18 protein-coding genes are annotated in these 19,496 nt (G+C 44.7%); 11 read left to right on the forward strand and 7 right to left on the reverse strand.

What is annotated here, in order from left to right; all coding sequences use genetic code 11:
• Positions 1–180: 180 nt before the first annotated feature.
• The 7 genes from MSG36_RS11065 to MSG36_RS11095 all read left to right on the forward strand — a co-directional run bounded on the left by MSG36_RS11065 (position 181) and on the right by MSG36_RS11095 (position 8,681).
• A complete protein-coding gene (locus tag MSG36_RS11065; protein WP_248367779.1) occupies positions 181–1,392 on the forward strand; it encodes a hypothetical protein in 1,212 nt (403 codons plus the stop codon).
• Positions 1,389–3,200 (forward strand): IucA/IucC family protein, encoded by a 1,812-nt coding sequence (locus MSG36_RS11070; protein WP_248367782.1) that lies wholly within the window; start codon positions 1,389–1,391, stop codon positions 3,198–3,200. The genes MSG36_RS11065 and MSG36_RS11070 overlap by 4 nt, the downstream gene beginning before the upstream one ends.
• A gap of 6 nt (positions 3,201–3,206) precedes the next feature.
• Positions 3,207–4,424 (forward strand): MFS transporter, encoded by a 1,218-nt coding sequence (locus tag MSG36_RS11075; RefSeq protein ID WP_248367785.1) that lies wholly within the window; start codon positions 3,207–3,209, stop codon positions 4,422–4,424.
• The gene (locus MSG36_RS11080) at positions 4,396–6,261 is read left to right on the forward strand and encodes an IucA/IucC family protein (protein ID WP_248367787.1); all 1,866 of its coding nucleotides are present in this window, start codon (positions 4,396–4,398) and stop codon (positions 6,259–6,261) included. Before MSG36_RS11075 ends, MSG36_RS11080 begins: the two co-directional genes overlap by 29 nt.
• Positions 6,254–7,456 (forward strand): type III PLP-dependent enzyme, encoded by a 1,203-nt coding sequence (locus tag MSG36_RS11085; RefSeq protein ID WP_248367789.1) that lies wholly within the window; start codon positions 6,254–6,256, stop codon positions 7,454–7,456. The genes MSG36_RS11080 and MSG36_RS11085 overlap by 8 nt, the downstream gene beginning before the upstream one ends.
• Positions 7,457–7,732: 276 nt before the next feature.
• Positions 7,733–7,999, forward strand: coding sequence for a DUF3081 domain-containing protein (locus tag MSG36_RS11090; protein WP_086968505.1), 267 nt, complete (start codon positions 7,733–7,735; stop codon positions 7,997–7,999).
• Positions 8,000–8,045: 46 nt separating this feature from the next.
• Positions 8,046–8,681: a CIA30 family protein gene (locus tag MSG36_RS11095; RefSeq protein ID WP_248367791.1), complete on the forward strand. Its 636-nt coding sequence runs from the start codon at positions 8,046–8,048 to the stop codon at positions 8,679–8,681.
• Between the two features lie 120 nt (positions 8,682–8,801).
• Here MSG36_RS11095 and MSG36_RS11100 read toward each other — a convergent pair whose 3' ends face one another.
• Both MSG36_RS11100 and MSG36_RS11105 read right to left on the reverse strand, forming a co-directional pair.
• On the reverse strand, positions 8,802–9,827 hold the full coding sequence (locus MSG36_RS11100) for a zinc-binding alcohol dehydrogenase family protein (protein ID WP_248367793.1): 1,026 nt from the start codon (positions 9,825–9,827) through the stop codon (positions 8,802–8,804).
• 156 nt (positions 9,828–9,983) lie between these two features.
• Positions 9,984–10,751, reverse strand: a complete 768-nt coding sequence (locus MSG36_RS11105) for a glycine betaine ABC transporter substrate-binding protein (RefSeq protein WP_248367860.1) — start codon at positions 10,749–10,751, stop codon at positions 9,984–9,986.
• Between the two features lie 268 nt (positions 10,752–11,019).
• Between MSG36_RS11105 and MSG36_RS11110 the strand changes: the two genes are divergently transcribed.
• Positions 11,020–11,952, forward strand: coding sequence for a LysR family transcriptional regulator (locus MSG36_RS11110; protein WP_248367795.1), 933 nt, complete (start codon positions 11,020–11,022; stop codon positions 11,950–11,952).
• 148 nt (positions 11,953–12,100) lie between these two features.
• Here MSG36_RS11110 and MSG36_RS11115 read toward each other — a convergent pair whose 3' ends face one another.
• Complete coding sequence (locus MSG36_RS11115) at positions 12,101–12,487, reverse strand: hypothetical protein (protein WP_017068428.1); 387 nt, start codon at positions 12,485–12,487, stop codon at positions 12,101–12,103.
• Positions 12,488–12,895: 408 nt separating this feature from the next.
• On the opposite strand from MSG36_RS11115, the gene MSG36_RS11120 reads away from it, so the two are divergent.
• Positions 12,896–13,879 carry a hypothetical protein gene (locus MSG36_RS11120; protein WP_248367797.1) on the forward strand — a complete coding sequence of 328 codons (984 nt, stop codon included), beginning with the start codon at positions 12,896–12,898 and terminating at the stop codon, positions 13,877–13,879.
• 113 nt (positions 13,880–13,992) lie between these two features.
• On the opposite strand, the gene MSG36_RS11125 is transcribed toward MSG36_RS11120, so the two are convergent.
• Positions 13,993–15,186 (reverse strand): benzoate/H(+) symporter BenE family transporter, encoded by a 1,194-nt coding sequence (locus MSG36_RS11125; RefSeq protein ID WP_248367799.1) that lies wholly within the window; start codon positions 15,184–15,186, stop codon positions 13,993–13,995.
• A gap of 98 nt (positions 15,187–15,284) precedes the next feature.
• Between MSG36_RS11125 and MSG36_RS11130 the strand changes: the two genes are divergently transcribed.
• Positions 15,285–15,851 carry an XRE family transcriptional regulator gene (locus MSG36_RS11130; RefSeq protein ID WP_050646648.1) on the forward strand — a complete coding sequence of 189 codons (567 nt, stop codon included), beginning with the start codon at positions 15,285–15,287 and terminating at the stop codon, positions 15,849–15,851.
• Positions 15,852–15,947: 96 nt separating this feature from the next.
• On the opposite strand, the gene MSG36_RS11135 is transcribed toward MSG36_RS11130, so the two are convergent.
• The gene (locus MSG36_RS11135; protein ID WP_248367801.1) at positions 15,948–16,997 is read right to left on the reverse strand and encodes a cysteine synthase A; all 1,050 of its coding nucleotides are present in this window, start codon (positions 16,995–16,997) and stop codon (positions 15,948–15,950) included.
• 170 nt (positions 16,998–17,167) lie between these two features.
• Here MSG36_RS11135 and MSG36_RS11140 point away from each other — a divergent pair, with 170 nt between their 5' ends.
• Positions 17,168–17,383, forward strand: coding sequence for a hypothetical protein (locus MSG36_RS11140; protein ID WP_017067490.1), 216 nt, complete (start codon positions 17,168–17,170; stop codon positions 17,381–17,383).
• Positions 17,384–17,593: 210 nt separating this feature from the next.
• On the opposite strand, the gene MSG36_RS11145 is transcribed toward MSG36_RS11140, so the two are convergent.
• The gene (locus MSG36_RS11145; protein WP_248367804.1) at positions 17,594–18,286 is read right to left on the reverse strand and encodes a hypothetical protein; all 693 of its coding nucleotides are present in this window, start codon (positions 18,284–18,286) and stop codon (positions 17,594–17,596) included.
• 247 nt (positions 18,287–18,533) lie between these two features.
• On the reverse strand, positions 18,534–19,496 hold a 963-nt coding region (locus MSG36_RS11150; RefSeq protein WP_248367807.1), incomplete at its 5' end, for a hypothetical protein.

The raw sequence follows: 19,496 nt of genomic DNA on the forward strand, positions 1-19,496 counted from the left end.
TGTGTTTGCAATATAAATTTTATGATCTATATTTGTTTCCCTTATGCAACAAGCGTAGTGATAAAATAATCAATAAAAACAAAGCTATAACAAAACACTCTTTCCTTAAACCTTGAAAGAGACCGCTTGGAAGTCATGTGTGAGTAGGTAACAACAACGTTAGAAAATTAGGAAAAGCCCATGAAATCTACGATTATTATCGTGAGTCATGTCGTGAATGACGCAGTCACTCATGGCTTCGTGCCGACAGCAAAAGCGATGGGTCACCACGTCGTTTTAGTCACAGACCAAAAGCTCAACCACTTAAAACTGGCGAATGAAGATGACCGCTTCAATCCAGATGAAATTCTAGAGTGCGATGTGTTCAACCCTCTTGAACTCATCGAAATCATCACCGAGAAAAATCTAGCGCCTAATGCTGTTTTCAGTAACAGCGACCACCTACAAACTTCCACTGCAATCTGTGCACAGTTCTTTGGTTTACCCGCTAAAGATTGGAACGTGACGATTAAGGCGAAAAACAAATACTTAACTCGTCAGGTTCTCAACGAAAAATCGTTACCTAATACTCGAAGTGTTTTGTTAAGTCGAGAGAGCGCTCCTATATTCGATTTCGATTTTCCTGTCGTTGCGAAGCCCAAGGAAGGCGTGGCTAGTTTAGACGTGCAGCGCTGCGATTCTGCGGCTGAGCTGGATAACTATTGCGATGCGTTTTGGCAAAAGTACCCTACTACTCCCATTTTAGTTGAGGCGTTTTTACAAGGTCCGCTTATCACTGTCGAAACCATCGGCGACGGGGAAAATTTGATCGCACTTGGTGGGTTCGATGTAGAACTCTCTGCGCCACCTTACTTCATCGAAACAGCGGCGAGTTGGAATGGTATTAACAGCGTGCACTACCGTGATGAATGTATACGTCAGCTTCAAGAGTTCGGGGTGGGGTTTGGTGTCTGTCATAGCGAGTTCATCATCACAGATTCGGGGCCGGTACTGGTCGAGATCAACTATCGAAGTATTGGTGATGGCCGGGAATTTTTGCTTGATAACCTCAGTGGCGGGAATTGGTTCAATACCATCTTAAATCTTCACTTGGGTCACAAGCTTGACCCTACATTTCGTATTGATGGCAGTGCCCATGTGCACTATGTAGTGGCCAAACAAAGCGGTTTAATTGAAGGCTCATCAGCCTCTTTCATTCACCAAGAGGGCGATATTGTCATTCAGCAGCAAGTGCTTAAAAAGGTTGGTGAGACGTTCCAACAAAGTTATTCCAACAAGGATTACTTAGCGAGAATTTCGGTCGTTTCCCCTTCTGGTCAAACTCTAGAACCCGCACTACAACAGACAATCTCTCACTTCAATCTAACATCAAAAAACGAGGTAACAGCATGAATGAAAACGCGTTATACCTCACTCAACGCTTAGTCGATACTTGCTTACGTGAAGATTTGTTCGGATTAGTTTCTCAAAGCCAATTTAAATCTCAGCTCCCGAGTTCACTCAAGTTATCTTCTTATCCTCGTAATCAAATTTGGGCTATTTTTGCGGGTTCAGACTTTACACTCTACTTGCCCGTTACTCCGAGCTATTACATGCAGCGTTGGGTATACGGCCAAACAGATGGTTCGAAAGGTGATGGTTGGCTCATCGAGAGAAATGGTGTCGTTGAAGCACAGCTGCACTATCAAGATTGGATCGAATTATTGAAAGCAGGTGCTCACGAAAGCTCGCATTCGTTATTAGATGGTTATTTACAAGAACTCGAATGCGCAGAAAAACACAAGGAATTGTGTGATAGCGCCTTCAGTCAGCAATCCGAATCACTCATGCTGCCGATTTCTCAACTAGAGCGTTGGGAGCAAAAGCTATTGCGTGCCGATCAAATCGCATCCTATCTTGACCACCCTTACTACCCGACAGCACGTGCTAAGTTCGGTTTAAGCGATCACGATCTAGAACAATTTGCGCCAGAATTTGCACAAAGCTTTGAACTTCGTTGGCTCGCAATCGAAAAGTCACTGGTTACATTGACCAGTCCACCACCTGAATGTTGGCCAACGATGGAGCAAGTGGGTCTGCCCGCCGACTTTGCTCTTAGCCATGAGTTATTCCCCGCACATCCATTGACACTAAGGAGTCTTGATGGACTTCCTGACGGTGTTATCAAAGCTCCGGTTGCATATCTAGAGGTGACTCCAACTTTATCAGTACGTACTGTGGTCGTGAATCAAGCACCACAGATCCACATCAAGGTGCCGCTGATCATGCGGTCTTTAGGTACTAAAAACATTCGCCTAATTAAACCATCCACACTTTATGATGGGCATTGGTTTGAACGTTTATTGACGCATTTAGAACAAACAGATCAAGACTTACACGGCACACTTTTCCATTGTAATGAGAAGCATGGCGGCCATGTTGGAGACGATAAGACCTTTGCTTATATTGTGCGTGAATACCCGCAGAGCTACTTCCAAGACAAAGCACTGGTGCCTGTGGCTGCCCTTGCTAGTCCAATGCCTGATGGACGTTTGTTCTTGGAACATCTCGCCGAGCAGTATTATCAGCAAGATACGCTGACTTGGTTTAAAGATTACGTTGATCTGCTATGCAAAGTGCACCTTACATTGTGGATTCGTTACGGTATCGCTTTGGAGTCTAACCAACAGAACGCCATCATCGCATTCGATGAGCAAGGTAAGATGACCTTAGCCATGAAAGACAACGATGCAGCGCGTATTTGGCCAGAGCGTTTCCAAACGTTTGAGCAACAATCGCCTGTAAAATGCGATCACCTTTTAGATCAACGCATCACAGTAGACAGCGAGCTTGCTCTTGGTCAGATGTTTACCACCATTACTTTGCAGTTAGACATTGCCGCGATTGTGGAAGCAATGGCGACGAAAGGAATCGCCACGTCAGCTTATCTGTATGAAATGGTCGCCAATAGCCTCTCCCAACAGCTTAGCCAGTTGGACAAACAAGGACACAACACCAAGCTCGCAAACGAGATGTTGTTTGAATCACCCAACCTATACGCTAAGTATCTATTGAGCTCGGGGAGCTTGTTGTCTAAAGAGGCATCTGGCGCAAGCGATATCAATAAATTTTATGGCTTGTCAGCACCGAACTTTTTATGGCTAACCAGCGAAGAAGCACAACACGCTTACCTTGAAAACATCAAGCAGAGCGTGAGTTAACCCATCATGACCAAACTCATCTATTGCGTGCTTTTAAGCCACTTTATCGCCGCGTTTGCAGCCTTAGGAATGCCGCTGTTTTTGCCGATGGTATTGCCAACACTGGATGCAAACATTACTTCGGATTGGGCGGGGGTACTGTTTATTTTGCCGACCTTTTGCACTGCCGTTGCGGCGCGCTTTTGGGGTCAGTTTGCTGATAAATATGGCAGACGTCGATCTCTATTGCGTGCTCAACTCGGGCTTGCAGCAGGCTTCGCGCTGTGTGGCTTAGCCGATAACCTCGCAATGTTTGTGTTTGGTCTTATCGTTCAAGGAACCTTTGGTGGCACCATGGCCGCCTCAAACAGCTACTTATCCAGTCAAATTAACGATGCGAAAACACTCGGTAAGTCACTTAATAAAACTCAGCTTTCTGCCCGTCTGGCGCTAATTATTGCTCCGATAGGGCTTGGCTGGAGTTTATCGGAAACAAACCCGTTGAACGCGTATCTGTGGCTGTCTGCTTTGCCGCTATTCGCGCTAGTGATCACCTTAACATTACCCATTGATGACTTAACGAGCTCTAAGGGAATTATAAAAGGTCAGGCATCGAATAAAGCTCAATGCAGCCAAGCCAATTCGTTAAATACTCTTTATTGGGTGTTTGGCGCGCAGTTCAGTTTTGCTTTCGCCATGGTCGTCACGTTCCCCTATTTCTCGCCTTATGTGCAGCAATATGGCGTGACGAATCAAGCGTGGGTTGGGGTTTTGTATGCCCTCCCACATGGTGTTTATCTGCTCTTTGCAGGGAAAGTTCATCTGTTCTCAGAATGGATTGATCGCCACCAGCTTGAACGCAATCAAGCGCAGCGTACTTTATGGCTGGGCTTTGGTTTGCTTTCACTCAGTGCCGCAATGCATCTCACTCCTTCTCAAGAAGTGTTGATTATTGCTCGTATCGTTTTCGGACTTGGCATGGTTTGCTGTTATCACGGCTTGCATCAAGCGTTAGCAAACCAAATTGATCGACGACAAAGCGGAAAAGTATTTTCGCGCTTTGACGCTATGTCTAAATGGGGTGGCGTTGCGGCTGGATTGAGCGCGTCTTTCATATCAAGCCAGGGCTGGCTTGAGGTTCCTTTCATACTTTCTATGTTGGTCAGTGGCATTGCTGCTATCGCGCTGATCATCCATTCAAAATTTGGACATCAACATGTTACAGAAACAATTATCTCCAAGTGAGTATTACGCTGAAGACCAAGTTCTTCAAAATAGTAAAAAAGTACTGCTAAACCGAGAAAAAGCCCAACTCAATACCATCATGGGCGTGGTGAACTGTTACTTACGTGAATACGCGATACCCAATGAGCAGGTTGATTGGCGCTACAGTTCAGCCTCTCTGCCTCAAACTTTGAAAAGAAACTACAACGCTCACCAGCGCGTGGCCATTCACCTACCTCACCAAAGTCAGCCTCAGAAAAATGGCTTGATGGTTTTACCTGTTGAATACACCAGCAAACTGGGAAAAGTGAAGCTCTACGATACACCTTGGGTCAAAATGCCCGGCACAGCTTGGTGTAAACTGGACGCAACGCAAACCCTGACGCTTCTACTCAGTTACCTAAAACAAGTGCTGACGATTCCATTCAATCACGAATTGATCGAGCAAATGGAAAACAGTTTGTTGATCACCGAACAGTTCCTAAACTCAGACAGCTCACCTCAGTATCACAATGCGTTTATCGCATCAGAACAATCGTTACTTTGGGGACATACTTTTCATCCAACGCCAAAGAGTCGATCAGGTGTCAGTATCGATGATCTGCTCGCGTGTTCCCCTGAGGTTGGCGCTAAGGTTCCTCTCTATTGGTTTAAGATCGACACAGAATTGCTTGATATCTTAAGTTCAGATGACCGAACTTCACCAACGACCATGCTTGAACAACTTGCGCCAGACGAGAACAATTCAGCAACTACCATGCTTTATCCTTGCCACCCTTGGGAAAGTTACACACTTTTGCAAAACCCGGTGGTCAAAACGGCCATTGAACAAGGCAAAATCATCCCCCTTGGATTAGGGGGTAAAAAACTCTTACCTACTTCATCCGTGCGCACTCTGTATCACCCAGATATGGATTGGTTTGCTAAGTTCTCTATCAATGTACGTTTAACCAACTGTGTACGTAAAAACGCATGGTATGAACTCGATAGTGCCGTTCAATTAACCTCAATTCTTCATCCAATCAAAGAGAGTGAGCAGCTACGCAATCCAGTATTCAAGGTAATGACAGAACCTTACGCCACCACATTGAATCTAGAATCTGTGGCTGAACAAGAACATGCGGATGTTATTAAGGCTCGAGAATCATTTGGTATTTTATATCGAGAGAATTTCAGTTTAAGTGAAACCGATATTTTGCAGCCAACGTTAGCGGGTGCGCTCTTTGCTTACGACACTGACGGGAACAGTTGCATCGCCACTCAACTCAAACAAAAAGCACAAACAACACAATCCCAATATGCAAATGTCGCCACGCTGTGGTTTGAACGCTATCTGCATTGTTTGATTCCTGGTGTCTTTAACTACTACTTCAAACACGGAGTTGCGTTTGAACCGCACTTACAAAATACATTGATTGGATTTGAAAAAGGCATGCCGTGTTGTGTGTGGATTCGAGACTTAGAAGGCACCAAGCTGCTACCCGACTTTTGGCCATCAGAAACACTTCAGCAACTTTCAGAACGTGCTCGTCAATCGGTTTACTACAGCCGTGAGCAAGGTTGGAACCGTATTGGCTATTGCACCTTCATAAACAATATCAGCGAGGCCATTTTCTTTATCGCTGAAGGTAACTCGGCACTAGAGAATACGTTATGGGGTACTTTAAAAGACGCTATCGTCCGCTGGCAATCGATCAATGGTCAGCAACCCGAACTTATGTCGTTGCTCAACGATGGTCATTTCCCTAGCAAAAATAACTTCACAACCCGTTTGATGAAAAATGCTGATAAAGAGTCTGGGTACACCCAAGTAGTCGCGCCTTGGCCTACTCATTCAAAAGGAGTTCACCATGCTTAATTCACCTCAACTTCCTGCGAGCATCCACCAAGAAATTCAGCAATTGGCCAAGCAACAAACGCAACCATTATGTGCTTATCTTTATGATCTCGATGCATTGGAGCAGCACATTAAGCAGATGCGCCATGTATTGCCGAAAAACGTTGAACTATTTTACGCCGCGAAAGCGAACCCTTCAGCGCCGATACTGCGCACTTTAGCCCCTTATGTTGATGGTTTTGAAGCGGCATCAGGCGGAGAGCTTACACACCTCCACCAGCAACAACTCAATAAACCACTGATCTTTGGTGGCCCAGGGAAAATGCTAAGTGAACTGGAGCAAGCAATTGAACTCGATGTCGATGCTATTCATGTCGAAAGCCTCACTGAGTTACAACGCATTGGTGCTTTAACTCAGAGGTTAAATCGACCTGCTTCGATCTTCTTGCGTATGAACATAGACATTGGTGACATCACACTTAGCAAGTTAGCCATGGGGGGAAAGCCCACTCCGTTTGGACTCGATGAGGGTGAACTCAATAACGCCTTGATGTATCTGCGCGACTTTCCCTTGATCAAGCTAAAAGGCTTCCACTTCCACTTAATGTCGCATCAACTTGAAGTCGATCGCCACCTCGCCTTGATGCAACGTTATTTCCAAGTCGTCAAAGAGTGGCAAAAGACGTTCTCACTCGATGAGCTGATCATCAACCTTGGTGGAGGGATGGGAATCAATTACCAAAACCCGCAGCAACACTTTCCTTGGATGGAGTTCTGCGACAAGTTGGAGTTCTTGATTGCTAAAGAACATATGCAAGACTGGAAGCTACGTTTTGAATGTGGCCGCTATATCTCGGCACCGTGCGGCTATTACGTGATGGAGGTACTGGATATTAAGCAAAACCTTGGTGAGAACTTCGTGATTGCACGTGGTGGAACACATCATTTCCGTACACCGGCTGCACAAAACCATGATCACCCTTTTGTTATCGTAAAAAGTAATCAACAACCCACCATTTCACATCCGATAAGCCATGCTACCGCCACACTAGTTGGACAACTTTGCACGCCAAAAGATGTTATGGCACGAAATCAACATATCGAGCAGGTCGATATCGGTGACTATGTGGTGTTCACTCTAGCAGGCGCTTATGCTTGGAACATCTCGCATCAAAACTTCTTAATGCATGAGCCTCCGGTGTTTCATTATTTCTAGGCACCCCGCTGTGCTCTATGATTTCTAACTGACGGTTTGAGTCAAAAATCTATAGAGCCAGCTAAAGACACTTAATCTAAAAAACACTAAATAAAAAGGCGTTAGTAAACTCAGGTCTACTAACGCCTTTCTTCTGTTTATCTTAACCCTTTGACCAAACAGCCACAGCGATTGAGTGCTCGACTCCCCACAGTGATCGCAATGCAGAACCAAACCGTAGTTAATTCGAATACAAGCACTTAGCATTTTTCATCGACTGCCCAGCGGGAGTGGTACATGGACAACAGAATCACCATTTTAGAGTTTCTCAGAGTGTTCGACTGCATTCGCTCCTCGGGCAAGCAATCGGATAGCAAATATCAATTGGGCGAGATGGTAGCGTGGCATGATTACGATGGTTACACCTGTTGGTTGAGCTACCGAGACGTTACCGTGACCCTAATGTTCCACGGCTCATTGAAGATCGAATACGACAAAACCTCGAACTATGAAGACTTCATCAAGCGATGTTTAGCTATGCTTGAAACTGAACCCTCTCCATAAACTATCCATCGCTAATAAATAAACCACGCAAAGCCTATGGGAAGCAGTGGAGAAAATGATGAACGGAACCCATTGTAAAACGCGGTTATCCCTTAGGTTAACCACACCTTTACTCCTTCTACTCAGCCTACATTCGTTAAGTCTTAAGGCAGATGCAACAGGGATAAACATGATCGACTTTACACAAGCGAGTGAGCATCAAAACTGGACAGTGACCAACGACGATGTAATGGGTGGCATCTCAACAGGCGAGCTCATTTATCTTGATGATATGAGTCGATTTAAGGGCGAGCTATCGTTAGAAAATAATGGTGGTTTCAGTTCTGTAAAGCGCTCCATTGAATCACCAGCCCATGAAATAGATAGCGCAGAGCTAGTATTCGTTGGTGATGGTCGCACTTACCAACTGAGGCTCACAACATCGAAAGATGGTAATCGAGTTCAATACAAACACGATTTCGATACGATAAAGGGAGTACGGCTTAACAAGGTGTTCCACTTCAATGATTTTCAAGCGGTGTTCAGAGGTCGGCTGCTGAGCGATGCGCCGGAACTTAAGGCGCAAGACATCAAACAAGTCGGCTTTTTGATTGCAGACAAACAGGCATCGCCTTTTGAGCTAGACCTAATACAGCTTCACTTCAAAACATCGAAACCTATCAGGTCACCAGAAGCTGACTAAACTGAAAACAAACAAAAAACAAAAGCCCCTGATACCTTTTGACTAACAATCAGATATCAGGGGCTTCTTCTATTTAAACCGTCAACGATTCAAAACAACAGCGGATTAATACATCAGCAATTAGTATTTGATGGCTGTTTTACCAATCGAGGCACTGCTTTCAATACGTTGGTGTGCATCTTTGATTATATCCACACTAAAGCCATTTAGGGTCGTGGTTAGGGTCGTTTTAATACGGCCCGCATCAATCAGATTCGCTGCTTGGAACAGGATGTCTTGCTGCTTCTGGATATCCTCTGTATTGAACAGTGAACGTGTGAACATCAGCTCCCAAACAAAGCCCGCTGATTTGCCTTGCAGCGCTGATAAGTCAATTCCACCGTCAAATTCAACAATCGAACTGATCATGCCTTGCGGTGCGATCAACTCAACCATCGCATCCCAGTGCCCTTTTGTATCAGCAACATTGAAGATGTAGTCGACATGTTGAATGCCTTGCTCTCGGACAGACTCAACAAGGTTACGGTGGTTCACCACATAGTCCGCTCCCATATCTCTTACCCACTGCTCCGTTTCAGGTCTTGAAGCTGTTGCGATAACATTTAGGTTGGTCAGTTGCTTAGCCAGTTGAATCGTAATTGAACCAACGCCGCCCGCTCCACCAATGATCAGGATAGACTTTTTCTCTTCAGGACGAACACGCAGACGATCAAACAACGCTTCCCAAGCGGTCAGTGTTGCTAGTGGCATAACAGCTGCAGCTTCATCAGAAAGGCTCTTAGGCGCTTTAGCGGTGATACGGTAGTCCACAGCTTGGTATTCTGCGTTAGCACCCATACGTGTTACGTCACCCGCATAGTACACACGGTCACCGACTTCGAACCCTTCAACGTCAGCACCTTTGCCAACAACTTCGCCGACTGCGTCATAGCCCAGCACTTTTGGCTGCTCAAGAGTTTTATCTTTGGCATTACGAATACGAATTTTTGCGTCAGCAGGGTTGATAGAAGTCGCGCTCACTTTTACCAGCAAGTCATTATTTTTTAGTTCTGGCAGACTCGTTTCAAACTCAAATAAACTGTTTTGCTCTGTAATCGCAAGTGATTGAGTAAATCCGATCGCTTTCATTTTTGATGGTACTGACATGGTGCTTTCTCCTTGAATTAGACGAGTTAATCTTAGTCAATTCTCACTCTAGATAAACCGCCTAATATTTGAATGATTCTCAAATAATTTTTGATAATGGTGTTGCCGTTATCTGGGTAATGCAGACATCTAACTGCATTACCAACGGCTTAGAGGTTAAACAATCCCTTTCTCAATCAACCACTCATGTGTGACTTGATCTTGTGGTTTACCTTCACGGCAAACTTTGTAATCCAGTTCTGCGATGATGTCGTTCGAGAAGCGTAGGGAATCCAACGTCTGAATCTGTTGTTCGCTAAACATATGCTGCTTGTCGTTTCTCAAAAGAAGCACTGCTCTGTCCACAATTCCGAGTAGGCCTTTTGGCTCTTTGAGTTCACGAATATCGTAACGATAGTGCAAAAACTGAGGTTTCCACAGTGGCACTACCACCCACTCTTTATTTGCGACTGCACTTTCAAAGGCACTGAAACAATCGTCTTCACTGCCAGGAAAGAACTGGTAGCCGGCATCGCTCAGGCCATAATCTTTCATCATCTGGATAGAGAAGCGTGTAATACCAGCGCCGGGGTTGATGCCTTGGATGGTCGAGTTCATTTTCTCGATCACTTCAGCTTTTAATAAATCAGAGACTTCAGAAACCTCCGCTTGAGGCACATAGTCTGGTACGCCCCACAAAGCATAAGGTTCATAATGAAGTCCAAGCTCGATAAGTGGCTCAACTTCTTCAACGCCCGCTTTGTAGATACCGTGACTTGATGGCAGCCACGCCGAAGAAAGCATATCCACTTGGCCTATTTTCAGCTTTTCAAAGTTCTCTTGATGTGGAGAGAAAATACGCTCTACCTCAAAACCCATGGCTTTCAATACATTGGCAACCAATGATGCGGTCGTACGGTGGAACGACAAATCCGTTACACCCATTGTGATTTTCTTAGTCATCTTATCCCCCTAGATCGTAGGCTTCGTCCATACAGTGCGTACTGCGCTACGTTGTCGATTTGGGAAAATGATAGTGAGAAAATTACTAATGAAAAACAGCCTCACATTTGAATTATTATCAAATTAGTTTGGACAATTAAGTGTTTGAAGCTAACTTAGAAGCGATAAGCAGAGATAACCCATCTGCAGATTGTGATGGGGAAATATCCCAACGCCATGTTTAGAACATAATTCAATACAGGTAGATAACATGCTTCTTGAAGACTTACAGGTCATTTTGAAAGTGGCGGAGTTTCGCAGTATCACCGCTGCAGCCACCAACCTTGATATGCGTACAGCAACAGCGAGTGCAGCAGTAAAACGTGTTGAAGCAGCACTCGGTGCGGAGTTATTTGTAAGAACCACGCGTCACCTAAGGCTCTCTTCAGCAGGCGAACGTTATTTACCGGAATGCGAACAAGCCTTAAAGATGTTGGAGCAAGCAAAGCTCAACATGCGCGAAGAGCTCGGTATTCTTGATGGTGAAATTCGAATTGCGCTTTCATCGGATCTAGGGCGCAACCTAATCACACCTTGGCTTGATGAGTTCTTGCTTGAATATCCAAAGGCGACGCTTCGTACTAGCATCAGCGATAGCAATATCGACTTCTACCGAGATTCCGTCGATATGGCGCTGCGTTACGGTTCCCCGACCGATGCCAACATGTATGGTTTCAAGATATGCGATGTGCCGAGGATATTGTGTGCAGCTCCTGACTACTTGGCTGAAATGGGCACACCAAAACACCCGAGTGACTTAGTTCAGCACAATGGTTTGCTTTACCAACTCCATGACATGTTGCAAGACGAGTGGGTGTTTAACGATGGTACTCAAGATCATAAAGTGAAACTAAAAGGAAATCGCGCTTCGAACGACGCAGACCTTGTAAGACGTTGGTGTATCGCAGGTAAAGGAGTGGCAATAAAATCTTGTCTAGACATGTCACCTCATCTGCTTTCAGGCGAAGTGATTAAAGTTATGCCTGAATTTAAGCCGACCCCTACCGAGCTGTGGTTAGTGTGTCCAAGTCGTCAATCCATCACCCCGACTGTGCGTCTACTGAGAGATTTATTCAGAGAGAAGACCGCAGAGATCCTTTCGCAACTGAGCAAACAAGGCATTATAGAAAGCACAACATCTTAAGATTGAATGCCACTTAAAGATAAGAAACAGAGAGACAAAAAAGGCGTTAGCGAACTTCAATCCGCTAACGCCTTTCATCATTAGAACATCATAGCTGCATGATGAACCTTAATAAGAGTACTTAGTTTAATACTCTTAATACAAAAGCTTAGTTTGACTCGTCTTCAACATCGCAGTCTGCACAGCACTGAAGAGCAATCTCATGTTCGAAGGTGATAGTGTCTTTACCATCTTCTACTAGCTCTGCGATTTCGTCTGCCACTTCTTTTTCATCATCCGCTTCGATTCCGCTTTCTAATTCTTCTTCTGAATAACCAAAGAAGTTAAGCAGTAAGTACTCGCGAGCTTCTTCTTTCGTGCAAACCACGTCTGCAGAAAGATCAGGAGTAACCTCGCCTTGTGCAAGTGTCGCTGTCACTTGTGCGATAGCATCGTCTTTCATCGCAGGCGTTAACCAACCAAGATCAGTACTTACTGTCGTTTTTTTACAGTCGAAGCAAGGCAGTTGGTGAAAGTAGTATTGAAAGGTAGTCATAGGTAAATTCTTCTTTAAATGTTGTATAGCGAGATTATGCGCGTTTTGTAGCAAAATACTATCTCAATCACAACCTGAAACCGCTTCATGCTGAGTATTTTTACCAGCGCCGCGCAAGCTGATGTGATCATTCGATAAAAGCGCTGTTTTACCCATGCTTACTCAGCTTTACGCTTGTTTACATTCGTACGGGTAATATATGCCTCATCAAACAATAAGCGTGGTACCTCACAATTGCTTTGGCTCTTGCTTAGTTTCGTCGTTCCAGCTATCAGCTTTGAGTTCACGGCTTACTTGGCTACTTAGCTCGGATTTGTTTGAAATAGCTTTGTTTTCAATTAACTTACTTGCACTTGGCTTATTTTGAACCACGCTTATTTAAATCACCCCGTCTCGGATACCCAATCAATGATCATCACAAAATATCAAGCCCTTGCCCTTTCATCGGTTGCTTTGCTCGCAACAGGCTGCTCACCATCATCAGATACGCCTTCGGTCAGCAACATCAGTGATTACCAAGGCTCAGCGAGTATTACTCAAGGGTTGGCGACCACCGTTGAATCGAATCTCTTTGAGTGTGCAAACGGACGTAGCCGAGTGGCGGGCGTCGGGGAAATTACGGACTCCGAAGGAAAGGTTTGGACGGTTCCAGCCAAGAACAACTTTGCGACAGGGCCAAAAGCCTTTGGTCTTTATGAAGAGTGCTCAAACACCACGCCAAGCAGCCTAGCCGAAGTCGATCAAAGCTCTGTACCTGTAGCGATAGTGGATCAAGACGGAGAAGAAATAACAGGCTATATTTTTGCCGATAACTATTTCGAACTTTATATCAACGGCAAGTTAATCGCGGTAGACACCGTTCCTTTCACACCGTTTAACTCAAACATCGTCAAATTTAAGGTGAAGAAGCCTTACACGATTGCCGTGAAAGTGATTGATTGGGAAGAAAACCTAGGTCTTGGCAGCGAAGATAACCGCGGAAAGGCATACCACGCTGGTGATGGTGGCTTTATCGCGAGCTTTAGTGACGGAACCGTGACAGGTCAAGACTGGCAAGCACAAACCTTTTATACCTCACCGATTTATGACCTGACTTGTTTGAGTGAAGTGGACTGGAAGCGTCTTTCTGAAAGCTGCACCACGGAAGGAACTGACCAAGGTCAAGATGCCTACGCCGCTCATTGGGAAACACCAAACAACTGGATGAACCAAGAGTTCGATTCAACATCTTGGCCTCAAGCATCGGTATATTCAGAAGACGATATTGGCGTGAACAATAAAAAAGCGTACATGAACTTTATCGAAAAATTCAGTGGTGCTGGCGCAAGCTTTATCTGGTCGACAAATGTCGTTCTCGATAATGAAGTGCTACTGAGATACGAAGTTAAGTAGCTTTATTCCTTTGTAAGCAAGCCCAGTCACGAGTATGACTGGGCTTGCTACTCAAACAACTTGCTGGTGTTTCTAATTCACAGCGAACCTGATCCTAATCTTGGGTCGTTTCATTACGACGAAGTTTGCGAAGTCTTGCTTGCTCCACGCGACTTAGCTTTGTAATTGTGTAACCAGCAACAAAACAACCCGATGCACAAACCCCAAAATGCACTGCCGATCCCCAGTAAATTGGTGCCAGAAGCAGTGAATAAGAAAGTAAGCAGTGCAGGCTCTCGATAGTGGTTGTCTGCCATCGAAACAGCTAAACAATTCATCAAGGTCGGCATCACCGCTAAGCCAGCAACCGCAATGACAATCTCGGAGGGCACGGCGCTAAACAGCGACACAAATGACATCCCCATCACGCCAGCTAACAAGTAAAACCCGCCCATACAGATCCCCGCCATGTAACGTGTCTTTGGATTACTATCCGCATTCGGGCCCATGCAAATAGCGCCCGTAATCGCTGCAAGGTTATACGCAAAGCCACCAAACGGCGCGAAGATCAAACCTGTCACCCCGGTGGTGGTAATGATCTTCGATGAATCGACTTGGTATCCATTCGCTTTTAGAACCGCAAATCCCGGTAAGTTCTGTGAAGCCATCGTCACTATAAACAGTGGGATACCGACACTGAACAATGAAAAGAACTCAAAATCGGGCGTGATGAACACTGGGGTCGTTAATACCATAGTCACCTGACTGACATCGAGTTTGCCAAAACCCACACACATAACCAGTGCGATAATGAAAATGCTTGGGATCAGTAAATTTCCTAACCGCGCTTTCGCCAGAATAAATACAGCGAGCATGACCGCTACGACTTGAGCTTCTTCCATTAGCGACGTGAACAAACCCAAACCGAATTGCAATAAAATCCCCGCGAGCATCGCAGAGGCAATCGATGTTGGGATCTGTTTTAGGACTTTCTCAAATATCCCCGCTAATCCAACTAACGTGATCAACATCGAACTGAACAAAAACACGGCTACAGCCTGATTCATTGTCAGCCCTTCAAGAGATGTGATTAACAACGCTGCTCCAGGCGTCGACCACGCTGTAACCACAGGCTTCTTATAGTAAAACGAGAGCAGTATTGTGGTTACGCCCATGCCAATCCCCAACGCCCAAAACCATGACGCCACTTGTTCTTCGGTTGCTCCAGCACTCATTGCCGCTTGGAAAATAATCGCCGCGGCGCTCGCATAACCAATGAAAACAGCGATAAAGCCGGTACTGACGTGAGAAAATTTTAGCTTAGTCATGTTAATTTATTCCTGCGTGCGTTATAACGTCCATAGACCAAACCTAGCACTGTGCGCTATAACGCACAACTTATTTGTAAAAAACTTGTAGAGAAAATATGCAAACAGAAATTAAAGTTGGTGTTAACTTGAAACGCCTTCGCCAAGAAAAAGGCTGGAGCTTAGACAAAACAGCGAAAGAAACTGGCGTGAGCAAAGCAATGCTAGGACAAATTGAACGTGGAGAATCCAGCCCGACAGTCGCTAAGCTTTGGCAGATAGCTTCTGGATTCGAGGTGTCACTTTCGAGCTTTATCGCAGCTAGTCCAAACAGTGAACTGACGAGTTTATTCAGAGACGCAAACGAACTAAGACACGAGGAATACAACATTGGCTTTTTCGTCAGTTTGTTGTTTCCTTTTGAGGAAGCACTAGGGTTTGAAATATTCGAACTCACCCTAGCACCCGATTATCAGCATGAATCCGCCCCACATAACGCTGGCGTCACTGAGCACATCTTATGTATTTCCGGAGAGATGGCCGTAATGTTTGATGATGAGTGGCATACGTTACGCGCAGGGCAAGCCGTTCGCTTCAATGCTAACCAGAGCCATGGCTACAAAAATATCGGTGAAGGAAACGCCGTATTTCATAATGTGATTCACTACCCTAATAACAAGCAATAGTGCCGGATTTGGCGCTAACGTATGTTTAGCTCTAACCGGATGTTTAGTGCTAACGAAAGAGCTGGCAGACCACTGGCTGTTACTAACTTAAAGCGACTATACGTTGACGACCATGCTGCCATCTTCGGCTTGATAACGCGCCCATAGTTGAGAAAGGTTTTCTTTATTAAGCTGTATCTCTTTTTCTTTCAGAAACGCTTCGTTATGCAGCTTCGAATACGAGCGCTCAGCAAGGTCACAGCTAAATGTAACGATGGTTTTCCCTTTCCCCATTCTAGCTGCAGCGTATAGCGCACCTGCTACGTTCAACGACGAACTGCTTCCTAGAAGAATACCGTCATGTTCCGCAACAAGGCGGGATATCGTCACCAAATCCTGATCGGGAAGCGTGATTGCACGATTGATTTTTGCCTGCCTGAAATTTTCAACCGTTCGCATGATCCCTATGCCTTCCGTGAACGAACTTCCCGTTGATTGATAGTGTCCATTACGTAGAAACGAATAAATGCCGGACCCATTTGGGTCAACTAACCAAGTTTCGAGATTGGGTTGCTGCTCAGATAGATAGTGTGAGTTTCCGGCAATGGTCCCACCCGTCCCCACCACTGAAACTAGAGCATCAACATTCCCCTGTGTTTGCTGCCAGATCTCAGGTCCAGTATTTAAATAGTGCGCTCGATAATTACTGAGATTTTCAAACTGATCTGCCCACCAATAATTCTCATTTTCGACACCAATCCGCTTAGCCGTGTGGTAAAAATGTTCAGGGTTTGCAAAAGGACAAGGGTCGACCAATAACAGTTCAGCATTATAAAGCGAGATCATGCGCTCTTTCTCTTGTGCCTGCCCTTTTGGCATCACCACTAACATTTTGTAACCAAGGGATTTAGCGACTAGAGCAAGGCCGATCCCCGTATTTCCTGCGGTACCTTCAACGATTGTCATTCCCGGCTTAAGCTTACCGGCTTCTACTGCATCCATAACCAACTGAAGTGCCGCTCTGTCTTTAATCGAACCACCCGGGTTCTGGTGTTCGCACTTAATAAGAATCTCACAACCTGATATCTCTGAAAGGCTGTTGATTCTAACAAGATCGGTATCGCCGATGAGTTCACTAAGATTGTTTGCAATGTGGGCAGATGACATCGCGACTCCATTTATTTGTTGAGGATGAGTTTGTTGATCGATTGATCTGTCGATGATCATAAGCGTAGCTCTGAGGTCTGCTTAGTCAAGGAGTGGCGGAATTGAAAAGACTCTCATTTTCCAAATAGCAATTATAATTAGGGGTGACCGATTAGATTGAGGGCAAAAAAATGTTTCTAAAAGAGAAAAAGAGCGGTGACCTCGTAGATGTAACTGAAATGACCAAATTAACCAACTTATTTCAGGACAGTATCGAAGGTCGGTTTCAAGCTGGCGAAGAACAGCAAGACCCTGAGATGTTTAAAAAGTCCGAACTGATGTTTATGTCAGGGGAAGAGTTACCTCGATGCTGGACAGATCCAAACTACCGCTCAGGGACTAAATAACCTTAGTTCTTCCAGAGTACCCGATGAGTCGTAATTGAAACTCTGTTCTAAAACTGTTTAACGATGGCCTTGTAGGCTATCCGCCCAGTTAAAACGTTCAGACGCACCTTAACCAGACACAAAAAAGCGAGCCACTTGGGCTCGCTTTTCAATATCTGTCTTGCTTAGGCTTTAGCTTCGATTACAGAAGTTCTACCGACTGTTGAGCAACTAAAAGTCAAATGTTAGGCTGAAATCAATACTATTACGATCTGGTTCATCAACGTAATAGTTATATGAAACCGTTGGTTTGACCCCAAATACAGAGATGGTGACACCAGGGCTCAAGTAGTGAGAGTAACCGCGGTCTGTGTACCAACTAAATTGGCTAACGGTAAACTTTTCGTAGTGAGTCATTTGATGCGTATAAGAAAGAGAGAGGGATAACCAGTCATTCACTTCATAAAAGCTGCCAAGAGTTTTGTCTAAGGAAATGCTTTCGGATCTTAAGTTCTTCGTCCAATCCTGATCTATATACTGGATGGTAAAGTCGGAGTAAAAAATAGCATCCTCCCAAGCAAAAGCGCTAAACAACCCAGAGTTGTAAACCTCTACGTTGTCCAAGTTACCACCAGCGGCAACGGTCACCTCATTGTAGATTAAATCAGCAAGAATAAAGGAATAGCCAATCCCTAACTCTCCAAAGTGATCGCTATCGTACTGTCCGAATACACGCCAAGTCTCATTAAAGTTATGTGAACCATATAGTGTGTAGGTCAGTTCGTTATCAATACTCTGTTCGATATAGTTTTGCTTGCTAATGGAGATATTAAAAGTGTCCCCCACGTAATCAACAACATCTTGCCAATCAGCTTGTACAGAAAAAGGGAAACAAATAAGTGCGAGAGAGTATATTTTATTCATGTTGAAACCGTATTTAGATCTCAATCCATGAGAGCTGTTATGTATTGATAGTAATGATATAAGCAGCGAAAGAATTGGAATATTGAGCAATACGAAAAAGCCTATTAAGGCAGACTTAATAGGCTTAAAAAGGGGTGGACAATCCTTTGCCCTACATGAACTCTTTAGATCAGTTTTTTAAACATTCAATTTAGAAACAGGCTACCATGAGGCAGCCTGCGTTCTAATATCAAAAGTGATTGAGCTATTACTTAGCTAGTTTGCTCATAACTTTAGTTTTGATGTTTTGTAGCTTAGAACGGTCAATATTCTTTGCGAGTTGTTTCACATCTGCACCATCTTCTACTAGATTAGTGTAGTTATGGTCGATACGAATTGAACCATCCTCACGAATCATCGTTACTGAGCCGCGTTCACCAACCAGAGTCACACGATCATCACGGAGTGCTAATTCACGACCATTGTCACCTTTGATAGCCGTCAATGTACCTTCACCATTATATACCGCCGTCCCGACCTTACCGTGTTTGTATAGATTTACGTTGCCGTCAGATGCAATAAAACCAATTTTTTCTCCACCAAAGAAAATGCCCCCATCTACAATTTTTAACTCTTGCGCACCTTCGCCACCGCTAATTTCAGGCAAGATCGGACCATTATCTACGTCCGGGCCTGGTTTGTTATCCACGTCTGGTGTCGTTTTATCAATTGCGTTGATCAGTTGACGCTCTTGGATGTTAGCCAATACATCTGCACCAGTCTTAACTGTTGCCCAGTTACCAGTACCGTTACCTTGCTCTTTCTGAACCCAAACTTCACCATTGTAAGTACGGTGCAGGTTGTAATTTTCACCGTTGACAGAGAATGAAATATTGCGATCGTCTGTACGATTCACATTATGAAGTTTAACACTTTCACCGTTCACCATTGTTACTAAAACGTCGTTACCAACTACGTGGAACGTAGCGCCCTCTGAGCCAGTAATTGTGTAGTTACCTTCAGAGGTTACATCGAGAGTTGCAGTGCGAACTTCTTCTCCATTAACAAACATATGCGCGGTGTCACCGTGACTAACTAAGTAAACATCACGAGGAGCATCGATGTCCACGTCTGGGCCTGGTTTATTATCCACATCCGGGCCTGGTTTGTTATCCACGTCTGGTGTCGTTTTATCAATTGCGTTGATCAGTTGACGCTCTTGGATGTTAGC

Source organism: Vibrio sp. 1CM8B (genome assembly GCF_023161685.1).
In the GTDB taxonomy this organism is placed as follows: Bacteria; Pseudomonadota; Gammaproteobacteria; order Enterobacterales; family Vibrionaceae; genus Vibrio; species Vibrio coralliirubri.